At 60.4% G+C, this 21,495-nt stretch carries 20 protein-coding genes; 7 read left to right on the plus strand and 13 right to left on the minus strand.

Features of this window, described 5'->3' with window-relative positions:
* Positions 1-5 precede the first annotated feature (5 nt).
* The gene (gene ung / locus OKC31_RS05410) at positions 6-683 is read left to right on the plus strand and encodes a uracil-DNA glycosylase (RefSeq protein WP_005353881.1); all 678 of its coding nucleotides are present in this window, start codon (positions 6-8) and stop codon (positions 681-683) included.
* Between the two features lie 70 nt (positions 684-753).
* Complete coding sequence (locus OKC31_RS05415) at positions 754-1,305, plus strand: hemerythrin domain-containing protein (protein ID WP_005353878.1); 552 nt, start codon at positions 754-756, stop codon at positions 1,303-1,305.
* Between the two features lie 100 nt (positions 1,306-1,405).
* Here the strand turns inward: OKC31_RS05415 and ygjK are convergent, their stop codons facing one another.
* The 4 genes from ygjK to OKC31_RS05435 form a co-directional block, all read right to left on the minus strand.
* Positions 1,406-3,886 carry an alpha-glucosidase gene (ygjK, locus tag OKC31_RS05420; RefSeq protein ID WP_270656452.1) on the minus strand — a complete coding sequence of 827 codons (2,481 nt, stop codon included), beginning with the start codon at positions 3,884-3,886 and terminating at the stop codon, positions 1,406-1,408.
* 195 nt (positions 3,887-4,081) lie between these two features.
* Positions 4,082-4,882, minus strand: a complete 801-nt coding sequence (locus OKC31_RS05425; protein ID WP_219296356.1) for a helix-turn-helix transcriptional regulator — start codon at positions 4,880-4,882, stop codon at positions 4,082-4,084.
* 11 nt (positions 4,883-4,893) lie between these two features.
* Positions 4,894-5,430: a YbhB/YbcL family Raf kinase inhibitor-like protein gene (locus OKC31_RS05430; protein ID WP_005353872.1), complete on the minus strand. Its 537-nt coding sequence runs from the start codon at positions 5,428-5,430 to the stop codon at positions 4,894-4,896.
* 196 nt (positions 5,431-5,626) lie between these two features.
* The gene (locus OKC31_RS05435) at positions 5,627-6,883 is read right to left on the minus strand and encodes an adenylosuccinate synthetase (protein ID WP_005347796.1); all 1,257 of its coding nucleotides are present in this window, start codon (positions 6,881-6,883) and stop codon (positions 5,627-5,629) included.
* A 170-nt stretch (positions 6,884-7,053) separates the two neighbouring features.
* Here OKC31_RS05435 and OKC31_RS05440 point away from each other — a divergent pair, with 170 nt between their 5' ends.
* Positions 7,054-7,968, plus strand: coding sequence for a LysR family transcriptional regulator (locus tag OKC31_RS05440; protein WP_005353868.1), 915 nt, complete (start codon positions 7,054-7,056; stop codon positions 7,966-7,968).
* A 104-nt stretch (positions 7,969-8,072) separates the two neighbouring features.
* Here OKC31_RS05440 and OKC31_RS05445 read toward each other — a convergent pair whose 3' ends face one another.
* Both OKC31_RS05445 and OKC31_RS05450 read right to left on the minus strand, forming a co-directional pair.
* Complete coding sequence (locus OKC31_RS05445; protein WP_245133621.1) at positions 8,073-9,434, minus strand: TAXI family TRAP transporter solute-binding subunit; 1,362 nt, start codon at positions 9,432-9,434, stop codon at positions 8,073-8,075.
* Between the two features lie 81 nt (positions 9,435-9,515).
* Positions 9,516-10,658, minus strand: coding sequence for a MalY/PatB family protein (locus OKC31_RS05450; protein WP_247823264.1), 1,143 nt, complete (start codon positions 10,656-10,658; stop codon positions 9,516-9,518).
* Positions 10,659-10,840: 182 nt separating this feature from the next.
* Between OKC31_RS05450 and OKC31_RS05455 the strand changes: the two genes are divergently transcribed.
* On the plus strand, positions 10,841-12,013 hold the full coding sequence (locus tag OKC31_RS05455) for an MFS transporter (protein WP_005334914.1): 1,173 nt from the start codon (positions 10,841-10,843) through the stop codon (positions 12,011-12,013).
* Positions 12,014-12,028: 15 nt separating this feature from the next.
* Here OKC31_RS05455 and OKC31_RS05460 read toward each other — a convergent pair whose 3' ends face one another.
* Together OKC31_RS05460 and OKC31_RS05465 are read right to left on the minus strand one after the other, a co-directional pair.
* Positions 12,029-12,943 carry a LysR family transcriptional regulator gene (locus tag OKC31_RS05460; protein ID WP_247823263.1) on the minus strand — a complete coding sequence of 305 codons (915 nt, stop codon included), beginning with the start codon at positions 12,941-12,943 and terminating at the stop codon, positions 12,029-12,031.
* A 127-nt stretch (positions 12,944-13,070) separates the two neighbouring features.
* Positions 13,071-13,826 (minus strand): YciK family oxidoreductase, encoded by a 756-nt coding sequence (locus OKC31_RS05465; RefSeq protein ID WP_040069067.1) that lies wholly within the window; start codon positions 13,824-13,826, stop codon positions 13,071-13,073.
* Positions 13,827-14,048: 222 nt separating this feature from the next.
* On the opposite strand from OKC31_RS05465, the gene sohB reads away from it, so the two are divergent.
* Positions 14,049-15,056 (plus strand): protease SohB, encoded by a 1,008-nt coding sequence (gene sohB, locus OKC31_RS05470; RefSeq protein WP_005347779.1) that lies wholly within the window; start codon positions 14,049-14,051, stop codon positions 15,054-15,056.
* Positions 15,057-15,236: 180 nt separating this feature from the next.
* Positions 15,237-16,460: an MFS transporter gene (locus tag OKC31_RS05475; protein WP_247823261.1), complete on the plus strand. Its 1,224-nt coding sequence runs from the start codon at positions 15,237-15,239 to the stop codon at positions 16,458-16,460.
* A 34-nt stretch (positions 16,461-16,494) separates the two neighbouring features.
* Here the strand turns inward: OKC31_RS05475 and OKC31_RS05480 are convergent, their stop codons facing one another.
* On the minus strand, positions 16,495-17,577 hold the full coding sequence (locus OKC31_RS05480; protein ID WP_123172560.1) for a diguanylate cyclase: 1,083 nt from the start codon (positions 17,575-17,577) through the stop codon (positions 16,495-16,497).
* A gap of 175 nt (positions 17,578-17,752) precedes the next feature.
* Complete coding sequence (locus tag OKC31_RS05485; protein WP_043822380.1) at positions 17,753-18,106, minus strand: DsrE/DsrF/TusD sulfur relay family protein; 354 nt, start codon at positions 18,104-18,106, stop codon at positions 17,753-17,755.
* A gap of 158 nt (positions 18,107-18,264) precedes the next feature.
* On the opposite strand from OKC31_RS05485, the gene OKC31_RS05490 reads away from it, so the two are divergent.
* Positions 18,265-18,657 (plus strand): DUF1090 domain-containing protein, encoded by a 393-nt coding sequence (locus OKC31_RS05490; RefSeq protein ID WP_005334898.1) that lies wholly within the window; start codon positions 18,265-18,267, stop codon positions 18,655-18,657.
* 75 nt (positions 18,658-18,732) lie between these two features.
* Here the strand turns inward: OKC31_RS05490 and OKC31_RS05495 are convergent, their stop codons facing one another.
* The 3 genes from OKC31_RS05495 to OKC31_RS05505 all read right to left on the minus strand — a co-directional run bounded on the left by OKC31_RS05495 (position 18,733) and on the right by OKC31_RS05505 (position 21,338).
* A complete protein-coding gene (locus OKC31_RS05495) occupies positions 18,733-18,981 on the minus strand; it encodes a YfhL family 4Fe-4S dicluster ferredoxin (protein WP_005334896.1) in 249 nt (82 codons plus the stop codon).
* Position 18,982: 1 nt separating this feature from the next.
* Positions 18,983-20,344, minus strand: a complete 1,362-nt coding sequence (trhP, locus tag OKC31_RS05500; protein WP_247823260.1) for a prephenate-dependent tRNA uridine(34) hydroxylase TrhP — start codon at positions 20,342-20,344, stop codon at positions 18,983-18,985.
* A 256-nt stretch (positions 20,345-20,600) separates the two neighbouring features.
* On the minus strand, positions 20,601-21,338 hold the full coding sequence (locus OKC31_RS05505) for an EAL domain-containing protein (RefSeq protein WP_247823258.1): 738 nt from the start codon (positions 21,336-21,338) through the stop codon (positions 20,601-20,603).
* Positions 21,339-21,495 lie beyond the last annotated feature (157 nt).

Consider the following 21,495-nt stretch of genomic DNA (forward strand, 5'->3'; position numbering starts at 1 on the left):
CCGGGGTGCTGACCTGGAGTGATGTGATTGGCTCTGAGAAAGAGCAGGACTATTTCAAGAGTACGCTGGCAACTGTCAGAGCCGAGCGGGAAGCGGGCAAGGTGATCTATCCGCCAGCCACCGATGTGTTCAATGCCTTCAAGCTGACCGAGCTGGATCAGGTCAAGGTGGTGATCCTGGGCCAGGACCCCTACCACGGCCCCAATCAGGCGCATGGGCTCTGCTTCTCCGTTCTGCCCGGCGTGCGTACGCCCCCCTCACTGGTCAACATCTATAAAGAGATGCAGCGTGACCTGCCAGGTTTCGTCACACCCAATCACGGCTTTCTCGAATCCTGGGCCAAACAGGGGGTCCTGCTGCTCAACACTGTGCTGACGGTGCAGGCCGGTCAGGCCCATTCTCACGCCCATCTGGGATGGGAGACCTTTACCGATCGGGTCATCGAGCAGATCAATGCCAGTTGTCAGGGTGTGGTGTTCCTGCTGTGGGGTGCCCACGCCCAGAAGAAGGGACGTTTCATCGACCGCCAGCGCCACTATGTGCTGACCGCGCCGCACCCGAGCCCACTCTCTGCCCACCGCGGTTTCATCGGTTGCGGCCACTTTAGCGAGACCAATCGCTTGCTGGAACAACAGGGCAAGAGTCCGATAGAGTGGAAATCTGTCTGCATCCCACTTGATTGAGTGCAAAGTTCGGGCGACAAATGACCGTATACTCAGGGACATAAGATTAATTCAGAGCCAAGGAGTGCCCATGTTATCCAGTCTGCACAAGGACCATCTCAACATCGCCCGACTTTTGGAGCTGCTCAAGCACAAGCTGGCAGCCATTCGTGCCGAAGAGCCCATCAGCTATTTTCTGGTGCGCGATGTCATCGACTACCTGCGGGAGGTCTCTGACAAGTACCACCATCCCAAGGAAGACCTCATCTATGACTACTACCTGAAATATCGGGTGGTGGAGGGTGAGGTCGCCAACCGCCTGCAGGAGGAGCACGTCAAGCTGCTGGAGGCCGGGGCCGATCTCAAGGAGATGGTGGAGATGATCCTGATGGATGCTGTGATCCCCCTCGATCAGTTCACCACCAAGCTGGAGCGCTTCGTGGAGCTGCAAGAGGCACACATGAACTATGAAGAGGGGGTGATCTTCCCCCATCTGCGTGACTCCCTGACCGAGGATGACTGGCGTCATCTGGAGCAAAACTGGCAGAACCGCGCCATTGGCGACCCCCTGTTCGGGGCCGAGGTGAGCCAGCACTTCCAGGCACTGGCCAAACGCCTCTCTCTGCCACTCACGACCGGCTAAGACTAGCCCGTACCCGCCGCGTGGCGGGTATTGTGTGAGTGCAACTAGAGTGAAAACAGAAAGGCCTCCATCCGGAGGCCTTTTGCATGGTGGAGCAAGCTTACGCCTGTGGTTTCAGGAAGTTGCGATAGAGCATATAGAGGTGGGCCGAGCTCCAGCTGAAGTTGCTTGCCCCCTGCATGGCGCCGGTCTCCGGATTGTAGTTTTCGCGGATGGGGCCGCTGCCCGCCAAGCCCTCTGCGTTGTTGAACAGCTTGTTGACCAGAGCCTCGGCATCGCTGCGGTAGCCGTAGTTCTCCAGCCCCTTCACCCCGAAGTAGAACTGATCGAGCCATACCCGGCCGCGCCAGTAGATATTGGGGTCGTAGGCCGGGTTGGTGAGTGCGGCTGTGCCCAGCGGAATCTTTGTGTTGAACTCCTGGGCGTTGAGCATCACCTCACGCACCCGCGCCGCTTTCTCCTTGTCTGCGACCTCTGCCCAGAGCGGGCTCCACCCTTCCGGACCACGGCCGCGAGCGGTCAGCAATTTGCCGACGCAGCCGTTGCCGTCAGCCACATCCCCCTGAGCAATCTGACGATCGTAATAGAAGCCTGACGCCTCATCGAACATGCAGCTATTGATGTAACCAGCCAGCTGGGTCGCGCCATCGCGGTAGCGGCTCGCGTCGTTTGGCTTGCCAAGCAGGTCGGCCATGTCGGCCAGAATGCGTTTCTCCTTGGCGAGGAAGGCGTTGAGCTCCACTGACTCCTGATCGATGGAGAAGCCGATCAAATCGCCATTGTCCTGATGGTTTTCAAAGAAGGCGACGTTCCAGTCCTGACGTGCCTTGGCCAAATCTCCGCCATAAATCTTGTCGGCATAGCGTTGCAGCTGGCCCGGTTCGATAAAGCCGAAGCGGGCGGCGTTGTCCATGCCGGACTCCCAACCGGCGCCGTGCTGGGCACCGATATCCATGTCGCTGTAACCGCCCACGTTCAACACCTGTTGATAGAGCGGCATACCGGCGCAGGCATACCAGCCATCCCCCTCACTGGTACAGCTGGAGAGATCCAGCCCGGCGGGAATACCGTTGGAGTACTGCACCTTGAAGGTGATATTGCCGTACTCGTCGTTGTGCTCCACATGCTTGGTGGCGCCATATTCGATGATACCGTTGCGGTTGTTGTCCCGCGCGCGGTACCACCAGTCGTGGTAGGCCTGCAGCTTGGGATACATCTCGGCGATAAAGGCCTTGTCCTTGGTGGCGCTGTAGATTTCCCAGATAGCCCAGGCGGAGAGGGGCGGCTTGGTGTCGCGCTCGTTCCAGTTGCCGCCATCGCCACCGCGATCCGCCAGCTTGTTGTAGAAGACGGCGTCGATCACCATGCCCGCATCTTGCGGTCGAACCGGGTCATCCGGCTGCACCTGATAGTCATACATGGCGCGCACGTTGTTCTTGGCCACCTCAGGGTTGAAGTGCGCCATGGCATAGGCGTGCTTCCAGCTGTCCCAAGCCCAGACGCCGTCGAACCAGCGGGCGGTATTGGAGGGGGTTACCCCGTCGTGGAGGATGGCGCCAGCCGGGGAGCGCCAGTTGCCATTGAGGGTCTCCATCGCCTTGACGGCGATGCGGCGCTCCGACTCGGGGATACCCTGATTGGAGAGACCGTTGGCAAGGTAGCTCTCCCAGCGGCGGATGGAGTCGGCAAAATAGCTGGCCGGGTTGGCCAGCAGGGCTTGACGGCTCTGCTGATGGCGGCTGGCGTCATCTGCGGAGTGGAGATAGCTCTGCAGGGTGTAGATATCTTCGCTTCCCTTGGCGGCCAGGGTAATGCTGGCGTCGCTTTGGTAGCCCAGTGTCTTCTGGTCGAGGGTGGTGCGACTTGGCAGGGTGCGGTCGATGCGATAGCGGGCGCTGCCGCTCTGCATGATGTTCCAGGTGCTGCGCAGTTTGCCGAACTGGAATTCGATTCCTTTGTCGCTCTCGCTGATGGTGCGGGTCCAGTCTGGATATTTGCTGGCAATCGTATCCTTGGCATCCCATTGATTGAGCAATTCGCCCTGCCAGTTGAGGTTGAGGGTGAGCGGGGTATCGGTCTGGTTGATGAGTCGGGTGCGGATAAGGGCGGTGCGGGCATCGCCATAACGCAGCTCCAGCTCCAGCGTGAAGGGCTCGAACTCGAAGCGTTGCACCAGCGCACCGGGAATGGCGTACACCTCCTGCTTGCGGGCGCTGGTGAGCGGGAACGGGCGGCCGCTCGCATCGCTCAGGGTGAGCTTGTCCAGCTCGCTGGCAAAGAAGAGGCTGTACTCCTCCGAGATGACCATGGGGCCGGTAAAGCCCCCCCACTCCTTGTCGCTGGCAGGCAGCAGGAAACCGTGCCATGCCCCCAGATCGAGCAGCGGGTTGTATTTGAGGTTGGAGTAGCTGTCAAAGTCGCGGAATTGGGTCGGAGTTCCCCGACGGTCGATCACGTCCTTGTACTGGATGGCCTGCTCCGGTTTGGCGACTGTGCTGCTCTTTGTCTGGTTATCGTTGCAGGCGGTCAGTCCGAACAGGGCGGTGCCTAGGGCTACCGAGAGTAAAGTTTTACGAAACATTTCTCGCTCCAATTCCGTTTATGTAGGTTAAAAGGAAGATTTTTTACGCTTATTTTTAGTGAAAAGGTGTTCGGTAGCCATTGTATGGCAAGGAGAAAGGGGGCGCTGGCGCGAGATCACACTCTGAAGAGGCGGCAATGTGAGCGAGATCACTGGGTTACATCAGGTTACATTAGATTGGTTTTAAGTAATGTTTTACTTGTCGTTGCTCGCCAATCTGGCAGGGCAGGTGTGCAGGTATTGGTGAGGCGTCAGGCCGAACTCCTGTTTGAAGCGGGCGGCAAAGCGGCTGGGGGAGTCATAACCGCAGGCGAGGGCGACCTCCAGCGGGGTCAGGCCCTGTTGCAACAGGTTGAGGGCGTGGCTCATGCGCACCTGAGCCAGCAACTGGCGAAAGCTGCGACCTTCGGCGGCCAGCTTGCGCACCATGGAGGCGCGGCTCATGGAGAAGTGGGGGGCCACCGCCTCCAGGGTGTGGTCGATTCCGGGTTCCACCGCCAGGTAGCGTGCCAGCCGCTCTGCGAGGGTCATGGTGCTGGCGGGAAAGAGCAATCCGAGGGCGTTGGCGGCCCGCAGTTCGGCATAGAAGCCGCGCAGCAGTTCGGCCTGGGTCGCTTCGCTCAGTCCCCGTTCGGCCATGGTGCTGATGAGTTCAAAGCAGAAGGCGAGCCCGGGGGTGACTTTGACGGCGGGTTCCTCCAGATCGGCGTGGGAAGGGGCTGACTCGGCCAGCCATTCTGGTGGCGGCGGGGTGAGCAGCGTGATGGCGTGGGAGCGAAACTTGCCCTGCTCCGGCTGATTGACGAAAGTGAGCAGGTGGCCTGCCGGGATCAGCAGCCACCGCTCCCTGTCAAACGACAGACGTCGCTCGCGCCACCACAGTTGCTTGCTCCCCTGGGTGACCCAGATGAGGGTCGGGGCGTAGATGAGCACCCGGTGCAGGGGCTGCTGGCGGATCCCGAGATAGTGGCTCTGTTGCAGCAGGGGAGTGCTCATCCGGTTGGCTCCTAGGGGGTGACGAAGGTGGCGGTCAGGGTGGCTTTGCCGAGCGCCATGCTGTTGAGCATGTAGCCTACCATAGCGGGCGGGGTATCAGCCTTCACCTCGAGATCATGGGGCAGGGCCCAGGCGGTGAACTGATAGCGGTGCATGCCGTGACCTGCGGGCGGGCAGGGGCCGCCGTAACCCTGGCTGCCAAAGTCGGTGCGGATCTCCAATCCCTGCTTGAGCTTGCCGGAGGCATTGCTGGCCAGCTCGCTCTGGGTGGCAGGCAGGTTAACCACCAGCCAGTGCCACCAACCGCTGCCGGTAGGGGCATCGGGGTCATAGGCGGTGATGGCAACACTCTTGGTGCCTGCCGGCAGATCCTGCCAGCTAAGTTGGGGCGAGTGGTTGTCGCCGCTGCAGCCAAAGCCGTTGAAGCTGAACTGTTTGTCCATCAACTGGCCTTCGTGAATGTCCGTGCTCTTCAGGGTCATGGCAAAGGCTGGCATGGCCGTCAGGCAGAGCAGTGGCAACAGGGCACTCTGTTTGAGCAATTTCATCGGGTGACTCCTCGTGTGGTAACGGGTTCACTTTAGCGAGGGTGGGACAGGATTTTGTTGCAGAACGACTCAAAGTGAGGTCGATTAGTGAGTTAATTGAGCCTTTTGGTGTTTTTATGGCAAGAAGGTAAACGGCAGCCATAAAAAAACCGGCATCAGGGATGCCGGTTTTTTGTTTGACGATGAGAAGTGCGGCTTAGCGCAGGATCATCTCGTCACGGCCCGGGCCGACGGAAACCATCGGAACCGGTACGCCGAGCAGCTCTTCGATACGCAGCACGTACTGCTGGGCAGCGCGCGGCAGCTCTTCGAAGGTGCGGCAGCCGGTGATGTCTTCGCTCCAGCTTTCCATCTGCTCGTAAACCGGCTTCAGGGCGGCAGTTTGCGGCCAAATCGGGTTCTCGGTGTGGGCACCTTCGTAGGCCACGCAGATCTTCAGATCCGGCAGACCGGTCAGGCAGTCCAGCTTGGTCAGGGCCACTTCGGTGGCGGCTTGCAGCTCGACACCGTTCTTGGTGGCGACCGCGTCGAAGTAACCGACATCACGGGGACGGCCGGTGGTGGCACCGAACTCGTTGGTGATCTTGCGGAACTCGTCCTGGTTCTCCATGGCGGTCAGCAGAGTGCCGGTACCGACAGAGGAGCTGAATGCCTTGGCCACAGCGATGACGCGCTCCGGGCGCAGACCCGGCAGACCGCCACCGATACCGGCGTAGGCGCCGGATACGTGGGAGGAGGTTACCCAGGGGTATTCGCCGTAGATCAGGTCACGGCCAGCGCCCAACTGCGCTTCGAACAGCAGGGTCTTGCCTTCTGCCTGCAGCGCTTTCAGCGGCATGCTGACGTTGCACACGGCGTCGATCCACGGTGCAGAGACTTCCAGCAGCCAGTCGGCCATTTCCTGGGCAGTCTGGGTGAATTCGAAGGAGGGGTAGATAGCCTTCATCTGCGGTAGTTTCCAGTCCAGCATGAACTGGATGCGCTCGACCAGCACGTCCGGCTGTTTCAGCCAGCCAACCAGGATCGCTTTCTTCATCACGCGATCGCCGTAGGCAGGAGCGATGCCCTGACGGGTGGAGCCATAGGCGCCGTCACCCAGACGTTGCTCTTCAAGGGTATCTTCCAGTGCGTGCAGCGGCAGGCACAGGGTTGCGCGGTCAGAGATGGCCAGCTTCGGAGTCACGCCGGAGGCTTTGACTTCCTCGAGCTCGACGGTCAGTTTCTCGGGGCTGATCACCATGCCCGGGCCGAGGACAACCAGGCAATCCGGGTTGAATACGCCACTCGGAACCTGGTGCAGCTTGAAGGTGCCAAGGTCGTTGACCACGGTGTGGCCAGCGTTGTTGCCGCCCTGGAAGCGAATGCTGGCGCCAGCTTGACCTGCCAGATAATCCACGATGCGGCCTTTGCCTTCATCACCCCAGTTAGCACCTACGACTACGATAGACGACATGACTCTTTCTCCTAAGACGTTAGGCGTCCATCCTAGGAGCCTGATGCGGATTAGAAAAATTAATTATCTTTATAATTCCGATAAGAGAACCATATAATTATGGCCAATTAAGCGGCAAACTGCTCGATTTTGCCTGACAAGCCCCGCACCTCGCGGGTTGAGGGACTCTTATGCTGGATATTCACTGGCTGCAAACCTTTGTCACTCTGGCCCGATTGCAACATTTTGGTCAGACCGCCACCGAGCTGCACATGACCCAACCCAATGTCAGCCTGCATATCAAACGGCTGGAGCAGGCGACCCGGGTGCGGCTGATCGAGCGCAGTCCGTTTCGCCTGACGCAGGCGGGGGAGCGGCTACTGCAAAGCGCCGAGCGCACCATCGCCGAGTTGCAGCTCTGCCAGTCCGATCTCAATGCCCTCAACCAGCTGAGTCAGGGGACGCTGGCCATCGCCGCCAGCGACATTATCTCCCGCCTGCTGCTTATCCAGCCGTTCCAGCGCTTCAAGCGGGAGTTCCCCGGCATCGACCTCACTCTGTTCAACACCACTTCGGATCAGGCCGCCGAGCTGGTCAAGGCGGGCAAGGCGGATCTGGGTTTTGTCATGGCGCAAAAGCGCAGCGAACCGCTCTTCTATACCGAGCTGCAACAGGTAACCTGGTGCGCCCTGGGCCACGGCCTTGCCCGCTGGCAGGCGCGGGCGGTGGCGGGAGAGAGCGATCCCCTCGACGAGCCGACCCTGATCCTGCTCGGTCACGACACCCGCACCCGGGCGCTGATCGACCCGTCCCTGCCGCTGCTGGCCTTGCCCCCCTGCCGCATCATGGAGGTAGGCAGCGTGGACGCCCAGCTCGATTGGGCCGAGGCGGGCTTTGGTGTCGCCATCGTGCCGGACTTCTCCCTGCATCCGCGCCTCAACCTCACCGCGCCGGTCACCAGCCTCGGCGACTTTCCCGGTACCAGTCTGGGCTACGTGGTGCGCCAGAATCAGGTGTTATCGCGGGCCATCAAGCAGTTGCTGCACTGGGTGGAGGAGGAGATCCAGAAGCCCAACCCCTATCTGACCCGGGTGATGGAGCCGTAGCGGGGCGGCAAGGTGAGCAGGCCAATCGACTTCGCCACTGTCGAGCGCATATCAATAATCAGGGCAGCCGAGGCTGCCCTGATGCGTTTGTGGGTGCTGACCACTCAGTGCTGTGGCGGTGTGGCTGCGCTGGTGGCAGGGGAGGGCAGTGTATCGGTTTTATCCTGCGGTGGGGTTTCGCCAGTCACTGCGCTGCTGGCCGGCTCGGCTGCCTGCTCTTGCGGCGTAGTGGCCGCAGAGACGCTCTGTGGCAACTGAGTCGAAACGGCAGCCGATGGTGATGGAGCCGTTGACGCTGCGGCCGAAGGGGCCACGCTCTCATCCTCGGTGGTTGGTGCAGTGAGCTCGGGGGCGACCTCAAGCGCCTCTTCGGGCAAGGAATTAACCTCTGTGGCTTCTGTCGCCACTGCGGCACTCACCTGCTCTGTCGTGGGCACCGCCTCCGAGGCCGATGGCGCTGGTGTTAACAGCTCCGGCGTCAGCTGTTCCGCGGTTAACTGCTCGGGGGTCAGTGACAAGGGAGCTGGCGGTTGATCCGACATCCCCGCATGGAGGGGCAGCTCGGTTTGCGCCTGCAACTGCGCGGGCGTCACCTTGCTCAGGGCGGGATGCAGCCGACTGAACTGTTTGACCCGGGCCAGCAGGGTATCGCGCACGGTTCGGACGATGGGGTCCGGCAGGCTGGCCAGCGCCACCAGTTCGGCGCTCATCCCGATATTGTTGATGGCGGTGGTCTGCCCCGGATAGAGGTTGGCAGCGATACGGCTGCGCTGGTAGTAGGGGTGTTGTTTGAGCAGCGTGTCGATCTGCTCCCCTTCGATGGGGATGAGGCGCACCTTGCAGCGGCTGATCAGATCGCCGACCGCCAGACTGGGGTGACCGGCTACCACAAAAGCGGCATCCAGCGAGCCATCGCACAGCCCTTCCAGCGGTTCGCTCTCCGACTTGAGCTGATAGGCAGCAAACTGCCCGGGTTGCCATCCCATGGCTGCCATCAGGGCCTGGCTGGTGATCTGCTCACCGGCGCCCTTGTTGCCCGGGTAGACCCGTTTCCCCTCGATATCCGCCAGAGTGGTGATGCCGCTGTCAGGGGCGGCCAGCAGGGTCAGCGACTCCTGATAGAGGCGAAACAGGCTGCGCAGCTCATTGTTGGCTCCCTGCCCGCTGAAGGGGCCGGTGCCGTGCAGGGCGTGGTGCAACACATCGGACTGCACCAGCGCCAGCTGTACGTCCCCCTTGTCGAGTGCCTTGAGGTTGGCCATCGAGCCACGGGTGCTCTGCACGGTGCAGCTGTCCCCATGCAGGGCATGGCCGGCATTGAGCACTCGGCAGATGGCGCCACCGGTCGGGTAGTAGACCCCATTGAGCGGGCCCGTTCCGATAGTCAGCGCCTGGCTGCCAAAGGGGAGCAGCGCAGAGAGTGCACAGAGGGGGAGCAGAAGGTGATGCAAGATCCGTAGAGACATAATTGACCGTTGACTGAGTTGACCGCTGGCTGGTGACACAGGGAAAAAGGGATGGGGCTTGCCCATCCCGTTGCTGGCTGATCAGGGCTTGTTATTGAGGATTGCCCGCTCCATCCGCGCCAGCGCGTCGGTCAGCCGTGCCCTGGTGCAGCCGAAGTTGAGCCGCACGAACTGACCGTCGCCAAACTGGGCGCCGGGGGAGAGACCAACGCCGGCCTGCTCGAAGAAGGCGATGGGATCGGCAAGGCCAAGGCCGCTCACATCGATCCAGGCCAGATACGTCGCCTGATGGTTGGCCAGCTTGACGCCGGGCCAGCGGGCAACCGCCTGCTGGATCAGGGCCAGATTGGCCGCCAGATAGTCGAGCTGCTCGGTCAGCCACTGTTCGCCACCCTCATAGGCCGCTTCGGCGGCGACAAAGCCCAGCAGGTTGACGTCGGCGCTGATGCCGCGCATCGCCTGCTGCAGCCTGAAGCGCAGACGGGCGTTGGGGATAATGGCGAAGGAGCAGCAGAGACCGGCGATATTGAAAGTCTTGCTCGGGGCCATCATCACCGCGCAGCGCTCGGCTGCTTGTGCACTGATGGCACCGTAGGGAATGTGGCGGGCGTTTTTATCCAGCAGCAGATCGCAGTGGATTTCATCGGAGCAGATCACCAGATTGTGGCGCGCGGCGATGGCATCGATGGCCAGCAGCTCGTCACGGGTGAAGATGGTGCCGCCCGGGTTGTGGGGGTTGCATAGCAGCAGCAGATCTGCGGCGGGAGCCTGACGCTCAAGCTCTTCAAGATCCAGCACCCAGCGACCGGCTTCTTCAATCATCGGCACGGTAAGCAGGGGACGATCATTGAAGCCCGGCGCCTGCAGGAAGGGGTAATAGACCGGCTTGGGGGTGATGATGCCGCGGCCATGCTGACTCCACGCCTTGCAGGCGAGGTTGAGCCCCGGCACCACGCCCGGCAGGAATACCAGCCATTCGGGTTCGATGGCCCAGCCATAGCGGGTCGCCATCCGTTCGATAATGAGTTCGATCAGGCGCGGCGAGGGGCGTGAATAGCCGAAAATGCCGTGGGCGACCCGTTTGGTCAACGCCTCGATCACGGACGGGGGGGAGACAAAGTCGGTATCGGCAACCCACATGGGCAGCACATCCTGACCCTTGTACTTGTCCCATTTCAGGCTCATGGTGCCACTACGGTCTACTTCCTGATCAAAATCAAACATGCGAACTCCTTGTGCTGGCAGGATGGGCTTTCACTCTACGGGGTCGCGGCCTCCCTCGCAAGGCGCACACCCGCTTATGCCATCCTTGAGCCCGCTCTTGATAGTGACATAAGATAGGCGCCGAATTTTCATACGGCTGCCGCCCGTTAGCCCGTATCGTCCCTCCAACCAGTGGTAACCCTATGAGCTTGTCGATAGCGGCGGTCAAACGCCCTGACCCCGTCTCTCTTTCATTTCTTGCCGTGACCTTTATGACCGGCGTCGCGGTGGCACTGCAGGTGCCTACCTTAAGTCTGTTTCTGGCCGAAGAGGTGCAGGTGCGCCCCTTTCTGGTCGGGCTCTTCTATACCATCAATGCTGTGGTGGGCATTCTGGTCAGCCAGTGGCTGGGCCATCGCTCCGACAACAAGGGGGATCGCAAGCGACTGATCCTGCGCTGCTGCTTTGCCGGGGTAGCGCTCTCCTTGCTGTTTGCCTGGAACCGCAACTACTGGCTGCTGGCGAGTCTGGGGGTCATGCTTGCGGCGCTGGCGGCCACGGCCAGTCCCCAGCTGTTTGCGCTGGCGCGGGAGTATTCTGACAGCCGCAACCGGCGGGCGGACATGTTCAGCTCGGTGATGCGGGCCCAGTTTTCGCTGGCCTGGGTCATAGGCCCGCCCATCGCCTTCGCGCTAGCCATCGGCTACGGCTTCGAACTGATGTACTTGGCCTCGGCACTGGCCTATCTGCTCTGCGCCCTGGTGGTGTGGCGCTGGCTCCCCTCTCTGCCTTTGCCCAAGATGGCCGAAGAGACAGAGCGGGTCAGCAGCTGGCGGGATCCGGCGGTGCGGGCGCTCTTTATCGCCTCCACCCTGATGTGGACCTGTAACAGCATGTACCTCATCAATATGCCGCTCTATATCACCCGGGAGCTCGGGATGGATGAGAAGCTTGCCGGTATCCTGATGGGCACGGCGGCGGCGCTGGAGATCCCCTTCATGCTGCTGGCGGGTTATTACACGGCCCGTTTTGGCAAGCGCCCCATGATGTTGTTGGCGGTGCTGGCTGGCGCGGCCTTTTACACAGGTCTGGTGACCCTCACCGACCAATACGCCCTGATCGCCTTGCAGCTGTTCAACGCCATCTTCATCGGTATCGTGGCGGGGATCGGCATGTCTTATTTTCAGGATCTGATGCCGGGGCGGGCCGGGGTAGCGACCACCCTGTTTGCCAACAGCATCCGCACCGGCTCCATCATGGCAGGGGCCATCGCCGGAGTGGTGGCGGAGGTGTGGAGTTTCCACGGGGTCTTTATGGTGGCGCTGGGATTGGCGCTGGTGGCACTGGCCGCCAGCTGGCGGGTGCCCAACGTCTGACGGGGGATCTGGCTGTTATTTATCGTGCCGGGGCTGGGCGTGCGGAAGCGGCGCTGATTCGCCCTGATATTCGTTGCGCAGGCAGCGCAGCAGCAGCTCGGTCGCTGGGCCGAGAGATTCGGGGGAGAGGGTCAGCAGGTAGGTGTAGAGGTGGCGCTCGTTGCCGCTCTCCAGATCCAGCTGTATGAGTGAACCTTCCGCCAGCTCCCGCTCTATCAGATGGCGCGGCAGCCAGGCATAGCCGAGGCCAAGGCGCAGCATGGCGAGCACTTCGTGGTAGTGGGTCGCCTTCCAGCCGGTGTCATCCGCATCGTTCCAGTCCACCGAGCGGTGAATGGGGGGATGAAGGCTGATCTGGTTGTGGCTGGTCAGCACGTCGCTGCGGATGGGCCCCTCCTCTTGCGCCAGCGGATGGCTGGCGGCGCAGAGAGGCAGCAGGCATACCTCGTCCAGCAACAGGCCGGTGCGATCGCCGGGCAGGTGCTCGGAGAGCATCAGGTCCCCCGGTTGCAGGGCGTTGAAGTGGCAGTGAATGCGTTCGTGCAGGTTGACCCGGCAACCCCGGCTGCGGGGATAGAAGCTGGCCAAGGCCCGATAGAGGCGATCCCTTGGTTGCAGCGCCGAGACATAGAGGTTGATCTGCGGCTCCCACTGCCGCTCCAGGTTGTTGGCCAGATTCTCCAGCTCCTCCACCTGCTGGCTCAGCTGACGGGCCCGCTTGAGGAAGATCTCGCCCGCCGGGGTAAGCACCGCCTTGCGGCCGCGCACCTCCAGCAAGGGCACCCCCAGACTCTGCTGCAACTTTGCAACCGCATGATTGAGGGAGGACTGGCTCTTGTTCAGCGCCTCGGCCGCCTGGGCGTAGCCGCCGCAGTCGACTACCGCCTGAAAGATCCGCCATTGCTCAAACGTGCTCTTGGGACGAAACATAGTTCAACCTGATTGGAGATAGGATGGTCAGTGGTTCGAACAGGGAGCCTGTGCTCCCTATTCAATTTAACCCCTGCCGTACAACACTCTGGGTATTTTATTGATTTATTTGGGCTGAGCCGCCTGTTTATTTTGGCTGAGCCACAAAGGTTTGGCCGGTTTTGCCGCGGCTGTCCGACCCCATCAGGTAGAGGTAGAGGGGCATCAGGTCGGCCGGGGTCTTGAGGTTCATGGGATCTTCCGCCGGGAAGGCGCTGGCGCGCATCTTGGTGCGGGTGCCGCCTGGATTGAGGGTATTGACCCGCACACCGGTGTTCTCAAGCTCGTCGGCCAGCACTTCCATCATCCCCTCGATGGCGAATTTGGAGATGGCATAGGTGCCCCAGTAGGCGCGCCCTTTGCGCCCCACGCTGGAGGAGGTGTAGACGATGGAGGCATCGCCCTGCGTCTTGGCAGTCTGGCGCAGCAGCGGCAGCAGCGCCTGGGTCAGCAGGAATTCCGATTTGACGTTGACCTGCATCACCTCGTCCCACTCCTTCTCCTGAATGTGTTCAAACGGAGAGAGGGTGCCGAGCAGACCGGCGTTGAACAGCACGCCGTCGAGGCGGCCAAACTGCTGGGCGAAGGTTTCGGCCATGCCGCGGTAGTGGGCGGCGGTGGCCCCTTTCAGATCCACCGGCACGATGGCGGGCAGCGGATAACCGGCCGCTTCAATCTGGTCATACACGGCTTCGAGTTTGGCGCTGGTGCGGCCGAGCAGGATCACGGTGGCACCGTGAGCGGCGTAGGTGAGGGCGGCTTCGCGGCCGATCCCGTCGCCGGCACCGGTGACCAGAATGACTTTATCCTTGAGCAGATCGCGGGGCGCCTGATAATCGAGCATGACAACTCCTGTTAACAAATTCCGGCCATAAGTGCATGGCAATCGGCGCCAAGTGTACTGATCCGCGCGCCTGTTTGACCAGCCAGCGGCAAGAAAAATGTGAAGAAAATAGAGAGGTTGTGATGCTCGGGTTGGTTTTTCCTGGCACTGGCTGCGATTTTTTGCGCGCCTCCATCAAACTCCCTAGAATGTGACGAAAACCGATCCATTCTGGAGTCCATCGTGACATTTCTGACCGAATATGGCCTGTTTTTGGCCAAGACAGTGACCTTCCTGCTGGCCATCGGCGCCATCATCCTGATGATCGTCAGCACTCGCCAGCCGAAAGCGCGCAAGGGTGAGCTGGTGGTGACCGATCTCTCGAGCGAGCTGGAGCAGGGGCAATTTGCACTCAAGAGCGCGCTCGCCAGCAAGGCCGAGCGCAAGGTGATGGAAAAGCAGCAGAAAGAGGAGCAGAAGAAGCGCGCCAAGGCGGGGGATGAGCGCAGTCGCCTGTTCGTGCTCGATTTCAACGGCAGCATGGATGCCAAAGAGGTAGCCTCCCTGCGCGAAGAGGTGAGCGCGGTGATCGGCGTCGCCCAGCCCGGCGACGAAGTGCTGCTGCGACTCGAATCCGGTGGCGGCGTGGTGCATGGCTATGGCTTGGCCGCTTCCCAGTTGCAGCGACTGCGCGATCGTGACATCAAGCTCACCGTGGCTATCGACAAGGTGGCGGCGAGCGGCGGCTACATGATGGCCTGCGTGGCGGACAAGATCCTGGCTGCCCCCTTTGCCATCGTCGGCTCCATCGGGGTGATCGCCCAGATGCCGAACTTCAACAAGTTGTTGAAAAAGCACGATATCGAATTCGAGATGCACACCGCCGGCCAGTACAAGCGCACTATCACCATGTTTGGCGAGAACGACGATCTGGGGCGCGAGAAGTTTCGCGAGGAGCTGGCGGCGATCCACGAGCGCTTCAAGGCCTTTGTGGCCGAACACCGCCCGCAACTCGATATCGATCAGGTCACGACCGGTGAACACTGGCTGGCGAGTCAGGCCAAGGGGCTGGGGTTGGTGGATACCCTCTGCACCAGCGATGACTACCTGCTGGCGCAGGCCAGCCACCACAAGGTGATCGGCATCAGCTATCGCAAGCCTAAAAGTCTGACCCAGAAGCTGGGACAGCAGGGCGCGCAGGCGCTCGAGGCGGGATTAGGGCGTCTGTGGCAGCAGAGCCCCTGGCGCTAACCCGAGGGAAATCCCGCGATAAAAAGGCCAGCCGATGCCCATAGGCTGGCCTTTTTGCATCCGGTTGTACCTTGCTGGTGAACAAAGGTTGTTTCTATTGAGGCCCTCTGTTACAACTGAACGCTTTCCCCGTTTATGACAGGATCTTGTGGTAAGAGCTGCGGGGCATGGAGCATAGCGATGTCATGGAGCACCTTCAGGCAATTTACCCCGCTGGTCTGGATCGTCATTCTGGGCACCTTCATGGTGCGCACCAGCTACTACATGGTGTGGCCCTTCCTCTCCATTCTGCTCTATCGGGAGTATGACCTTTCGGCCACCTTCATCGGCCTGTTGCTGGGGAGCTCAATGGCCCTCTCTACCCTGGTCAGTTTTTACGGCGGCTGGCTCTCTGATCGCTTCGGGCGGCGCAGCATACTGCTGGCTGGTTGTCTGGTGGCGATGATCTGTTTCGGCCTGCTCGGCTTCTCCCATGCGGTGTTCTGGCTTGGGGTCGGGGTGATGGGTAGCGGCCTCTCGTCGGGGCTCATCGATGCCCCCGGCAAGGCGCTGATGGCCGACAGTCTGGCCTCGGCCAAGGCGCGGGAGCTGGCACTGCACCTGCGCTATTTTCTGCTTAATCTGGGGGCCGCGTTGGGGCCTCTGCTAGGGGTGACTCTCGGGATCAACGCCCAGCAGGAGACCTTCCTGTTTCTGGTGGTGAGCTATTTGCTGCTGTCGCTGGCCTTTGGCTGGGGATTTCGCCGGGCTGGCAGCACAGGCAAGCCGGGTGCAGCTGGCCCCGGACTGCGGGATGCCATCAAGGTGTTGCTGGCGGATCGCGCCTTCCTGCTGCTGGTGATGGCCAATCTTCTGATGGTGCTGGTTTACTCCCAGTTTCACTCGCCGCTGGTGCAGTATCTGACCCGGGCCGGTATGCCGCAGGTGGCCGAGCTGGTTGCCCTGCTGGTGGCGACCAACGCCCTGACCGTGGTGCTGCTGCAGTTTCCGCTGCTGCGGTTGTTGTCACGCTGGCCGGTGCGGGTACGGCTTCATATCGGCATGGCGCTCTTTCTGGCGGCCCAGCTGCTCTTCGCGCTGGGGGACCCGATGGTGCGCAGCCACTGGTTTGGTGCCGTGCTGCTGCTCAGCATCGGCGAGACCATCCTCTTCCCCCTGCTCAACGTGCTGATCGACCAGATGGCCCCTGCTCACCTCAAAGGGAGCTACTTTGGTGCCAGCGCACTGGCCGGGTTGGGAGGGGCCGCAGGTGCCCTGCTGGGAGGCTGGATCCTCGAGCAGTGGAGCGGTCAGTGGCTCTATGCGCTGATGGCGCTGCTTTGTGTGGCGATTTTTGCGCTTTATGAGTGTGGGGCCAGAGTACAGCGTCCCGCTGTGGCCACGTCTGTGGTTGAGCGGAGCTGACCCGGTTAATGCGGGGATCTGTGATGCTGAATGTTCAGTGCGTGCTACCCGGCGTCTTCTCTTTGAGCGCCTTCTTGGCTGCGTACATCCTCTCGTCGGCGAGCCGGATCAGGTTTAGCCCGTCGTCGTAGTGCTCCGGCCCGGTCTGCACTATGCCGATACTGAGGGTGAGATCGCCCAACTGCTCCTTGACGGTGTTGATCAATCGTTTGAGATAGATATCCCGCGCCTGACTCTCGTTGCAGTTGGGCAGGATCAGGCAGAATTCATCTCCCCCATAACGAAAGCAGCTGTCTTCGGCGCGAAAGACCTGACGGATGCAGTGGCCAACGATGCGCAGGATCTCGTCTCCGCGCTGGTGACCTTCGGTATCGTTGATTTGCTTGAAGTTGTCGATATCGAGATAGGCGATGGCCATGGGTTCGGCACGGCGCTGACAGGTGCGCAGGCTCAGCAGCAACAGCTCGTTGAGGTGGCGAACGTTGAGCAATCCGGTCAGGGCATCGGTGCGGTTCAGCTCCTCCAGTTGCTTGGTTCGTTCGCGTACTTTCTGCTCCAGACTCTTGGCATAGTTCTCCGACTTCTCTCTGGAGGACTCTATTTCCGACACCAGACTGCGAATGTAGGTTTCGAAGACCAGAGTGATGTCGAACAGAAAGAGTTTGTCCAGTGCGGCCAGCATGACGAGGCGCTCCGGTTCATCGTGGATCTGCTCGAACATATCCTCGATCAGCAGGGCTTTGAGGGTGTTGATGGCGGCCAGATAGAGCTTGGGTTCGACTCCGATCCGCTTGTGAACCAGCCCGATCCGCAGCCGGTTGTTGACGTACTCCAGATCGTAATGGCCGCTGAAGAGATCGAGCACATAGCGCCGTTGTGCGGTGCGCAACCGTATGAGGGTATCAGCATCCCCGATCAACAGGGCGATTTCGGTGATGGCCGTCTGCTGCTGGTAGAAGCGATCCACCAGGGCGTCTATCCGTGGTTCTATCTTGCTGCAATAACTTGCCAGCCGCGCCACATCCTGCTCATTGAGCAGCAATAACTCCTTGCGATGGGCAATTTCGAAGTCGGTGATCCTCATCTGCTCAAGCAGGGTCTGTTCGGTCGGATTCATCGTCGTCCTCGGTTTATTACTGGGCGTTACGCTGTCCATGAGGTGGGACAAACAAGCAGGCGTGGCAACTGATAGTGTAGTCAGTGAGACTGGTGGCGCGCGCAATGCCCCCGTATGGCGGGGGCCATTGAGGGTCAGATGAGGACTAAAGGGGCAAGAGAGCCGGAGGAGGAGATCAGAACGTCAGCACCTTGTCGGCAGCCAGGGTCCATTGGGCCAGCATCGGCAGGGTGCCGACCTCAATCCCCTCGATCAGCGGCAGGGCGGTGATGCCACGGGCATCGGTGCAGGTCTTGCACAGGCGAATGGTGACGCCCTGAGCCAGCAGGATCTCCAGCATCTGGCGCAGGTTGTATCCCTCGGCCGGTGCCTGACCGGCCAGCGCTGCACTCACCGCATCGGACATCAGGAACAGCTTGAGGCTGGCCCCCCCCTGTTCGTTGAGGGCGATAGCGAGACGCAGGGCGTTGAACAGGGATTCGCTGCCATAGGGGGCCCCGTTGGCAATGACCACAATTTGTTGACTCATAACAGACTCCCGATTGAAAAGAGCGCCATTGTAGAACCAACAGGGTGCCAATTGCGTGATGTTGCACAACTTCTGTCGCACCTTTTTCCCGCTTGCTTGACCCTGCTGCCGATCGAGGTTTTTATGGTCAGCTCGCAAACAAGACCGGATGAATCGAGATGTGGAAAGTATTGGGAGCCGGCTTGCTGCTGTTGGCGGGTCAGGCCTTTGGCAGTGAGGCGGTCGGTTGCAAGGCCCGTCTGCAGGCCGTCAACGACCAGCTGGTGTTTGCCAAAGCACACAACAATGCCGGGCAGATTGCCGGGCTCGAACAGGCAGCGCGCAATATCAAGGCCAACTGTACTGATGAAGGTCTGCTCAAGGAGCAGAAAGAGCGGGTTAACAAACTGCGCGGCGAGGTGGACGAGCGCCTGCTCGAGTTGCAGGAGGCGAGAGTCAGTGGCAAACCGGAGAAGATTGCCAAGCGGCAGGCCAGGCTGGAGGAGTCCCAGACCCGGATGCTGGAGGCCCAGCGGGAGCTGGACAAACTGATCCGGCTGGTCGGCAAGTGATGCCCAGCCGCTGCACGCAGGATCAAAAAAGGCCGATTGCTCGGCCTTTTTTTCGTTTTACGGTCTGTGCATCAGCTACTGCCTGTGCATCCGCACAAACTTCTCCATCAGCTGATCTTCGGTCTCCACATGAGCGGGATCCCAGATGATGCAGTCGATAGGGCAGACACTGATGCAGGTCGGCTTCTCATAGTGACCGACGCACTCGGTGCAGCGACTGGGGTCGATCTCGTAGATCTCCTCACCCAGGCTGATAGCCTGGTTGGGGCACTCGGGATCGCACATGTCACAGTTGATGCACTTGTCGGTGATGAGCAGCGCCATTTCAGGCCGCCGTGTGCGGGTTGCGGGTATCCTGGCTGTCGCCCAGATTGCGCAGCAAAATGCCGTAGTTCACATCCAGATCTTTCGGGACTGGCACATAGACCACGTGACCGTTGCCCGGCGCGGTATCGATAAGCTCGCCCTTGCGGTTCTCCATCTGCTCCAGATTGAAACGGACGTTGCCCTGCGGGGTCATCAGCTCCAGATTGTTGCCCACCAGGAACTTGTTCTTCACCTCGACCTCGACCATGTCACCTTTGCGACCGGTGATCTCGCCGACAAACTGCTGGGTGTCGGAGACAGAGTAGCCGTAGTCGTAGTTCTGGTATTCGCTGTGATTGTGACGGCGCAGGAAGCCCTCGGTGTAGCCGCGGTGGGCCAGATTTTCGAGGGTACCCATCAGGCTGCGGTCGAACGGACGACCCGCCACCGCATCGTCGATGGCCTTGCGGTAAACCTGAGCGGTACGGGCGCAGTAGTAGAAGGATTTGGTGCGCCCTTCGATTTTCAGGGAATGAACGCCCATCTTGGTCAGTCGCTCGACGTGCTCGACGGCGCGCAGATCCTTGGAGTTCATGATGTAGGTGCCGTGTTCGTCCTCGAACGCGCTCATGTACTCGCCCGGGCGGTTGGACTCTTCCAGCAGCACAAGGGCATCAGTCGGCTTGCCAAGGCCTAGCGTGTTGTCCGGACGCACTGCGATGGGCTCCTGACGGTGGACGATCTGGCCCACGTCATCTTCTTTACCCTCGTGTACCTTGTACTCCCAGCGGCAGGAGTTGGTGCAGGTGCCCTGGTTGGGGTCACGCTTGTTGATATAGCCGGAGAGCAGGCAGCGGCCGGAGTAGGCCATGCACAGCGCGCCGTGAACGAACACTTCCAGCTCCATCTCCGGCACCTGCATGCGGATCTCTTCGATCTCGTCCAGCGACAGCTCGCGGGAGAGAATGGTGCGGGTCAGGCCCATCTGATGCCAGAACTTCACTGTGGCCCAGTTGACCGCGTTGGCCTGCACCGAGAGGTGAATGGGCATATCCGGGAAGGCTTCACGCATCATCATGATAAGACCGGGGTCTGACATGATCAGCGCATCCGGCTTCATCTCAACCACAGGGCGCATGTCGCGGATAAAGGTCTTGAGCTTGGAGTTGTGGGGCTGGATGTTGGCCACCACATAGAACTGCTTGCCCAGTGCATGGGCTTCGTTGATGCCCAGCTGCAGGTTTTCATGATCGAATTCGTTGTTGCGCACCCGCAGGCTGTAGCGGGGCTGACCGGCATAGACGGCATCAGCGCCATAGGCATAGGCGTAACGCATGTTCTTGAGGGAACCTGCGGGGGAGAGCAATTCTGGTTTAAACATGGCGGACTCTTTATATCTGATTGCAAATCAGGACGATGCCACCTGATGGCATCGTAGTGGTTGAGCTGCGGTGCAAGATGCCCTCCGGGAGGAGGCTCAATGCAGCGCGACCCGATGACGGCATATCCGGGGTTATCTAAAGAAGATGCGCCGGATATTCGGGGTGCGAGATTGTACTCGTCCCCACGTCATCATGCAATTTGGCAGGAAATTGTTGGCTGCGCGAGCCGACAGGATGCCGAAATGAAACAGCCGCTCAGGCCCAACGGGAGAGGGGGGAGGGCATGGCGTAGACGTAACCCTGTTGATAGTCACAGCCGAGCTGGTCGGCAATCTCGATATGGGTCTGGTTTTCCACCCCTTCGCACACCACCTTCATGCCGAGTCGCTGCAGGTACTCCACCAGTCCGGTCAGCATGCGCAAGGCATGGCTACTCCTGGTCGCTTGCAGCAGCAGGGAGCGATCCAGCTTGATGATCTCGTAGGGGAGCGCCATCACTCGCTGAAAATTGCACTCCTGGGTGCCAAAGTCATCGCAGGCGATATGGGCACCGTGGCTGCGCAGTACCTCGATCAGGGCCAACTCCTTGCGCTCTAGCGGGGCGTACTCCACCACCTCGAACCAGATTGCGATATCCAGCTTGCGGGCTTGTAGCAGCACCAGCAGCAACAGGTTCTGATAGGTGGCGCTGCTCAGTGTGGGATTGAGGTTGATGGAGAGCATATATGACCTTCCCTTCGCCAGTGCTGGCAGGTCGCGCAGAATGGCTCTGAGCATAACGATATCCACATACAGGGACTCCTCATCGCTGAGAGAGGGAAAGTCTATTCCCTGATAGCGCTGCTGGTGGGGTTCCCAGCGTCTGGCCAGCGCCTCAAAGCCGATGATCTGGCGATCCCGGTCAACGATTGGCTGATAAAAGGGCACGGCAATGTCCGCTGTCGTCAGGGATGCCACGTCACCGACCGGAAACTCTTCTTTAAACGCAAACATGTCACTTCCCTGCTGACTGAGATGATTTCGGATAATAGGGGAGGATGTTGAAAGCTGGCTGTAGGAATTGTCTGATTGTTTGCAGAAAAAATACTTTGGCAGTATCAGATTATTCCGATTAAGTCCGCTGTGTGGATTATCTAGACTGGCCTCAATG

Origin of the sequence: Aeromonas sp. Y293-4, from assembly GCF_027705905.1 — a bacterium.
In the GTDB taxonomy this organism is placed as follows: domain Bacteria; phylum Pseudomonadota; class Gammaproteobacteria; order Enterobacterales; family Aeromonadaceae; genus Aeromonas; species Aeromonas veronii.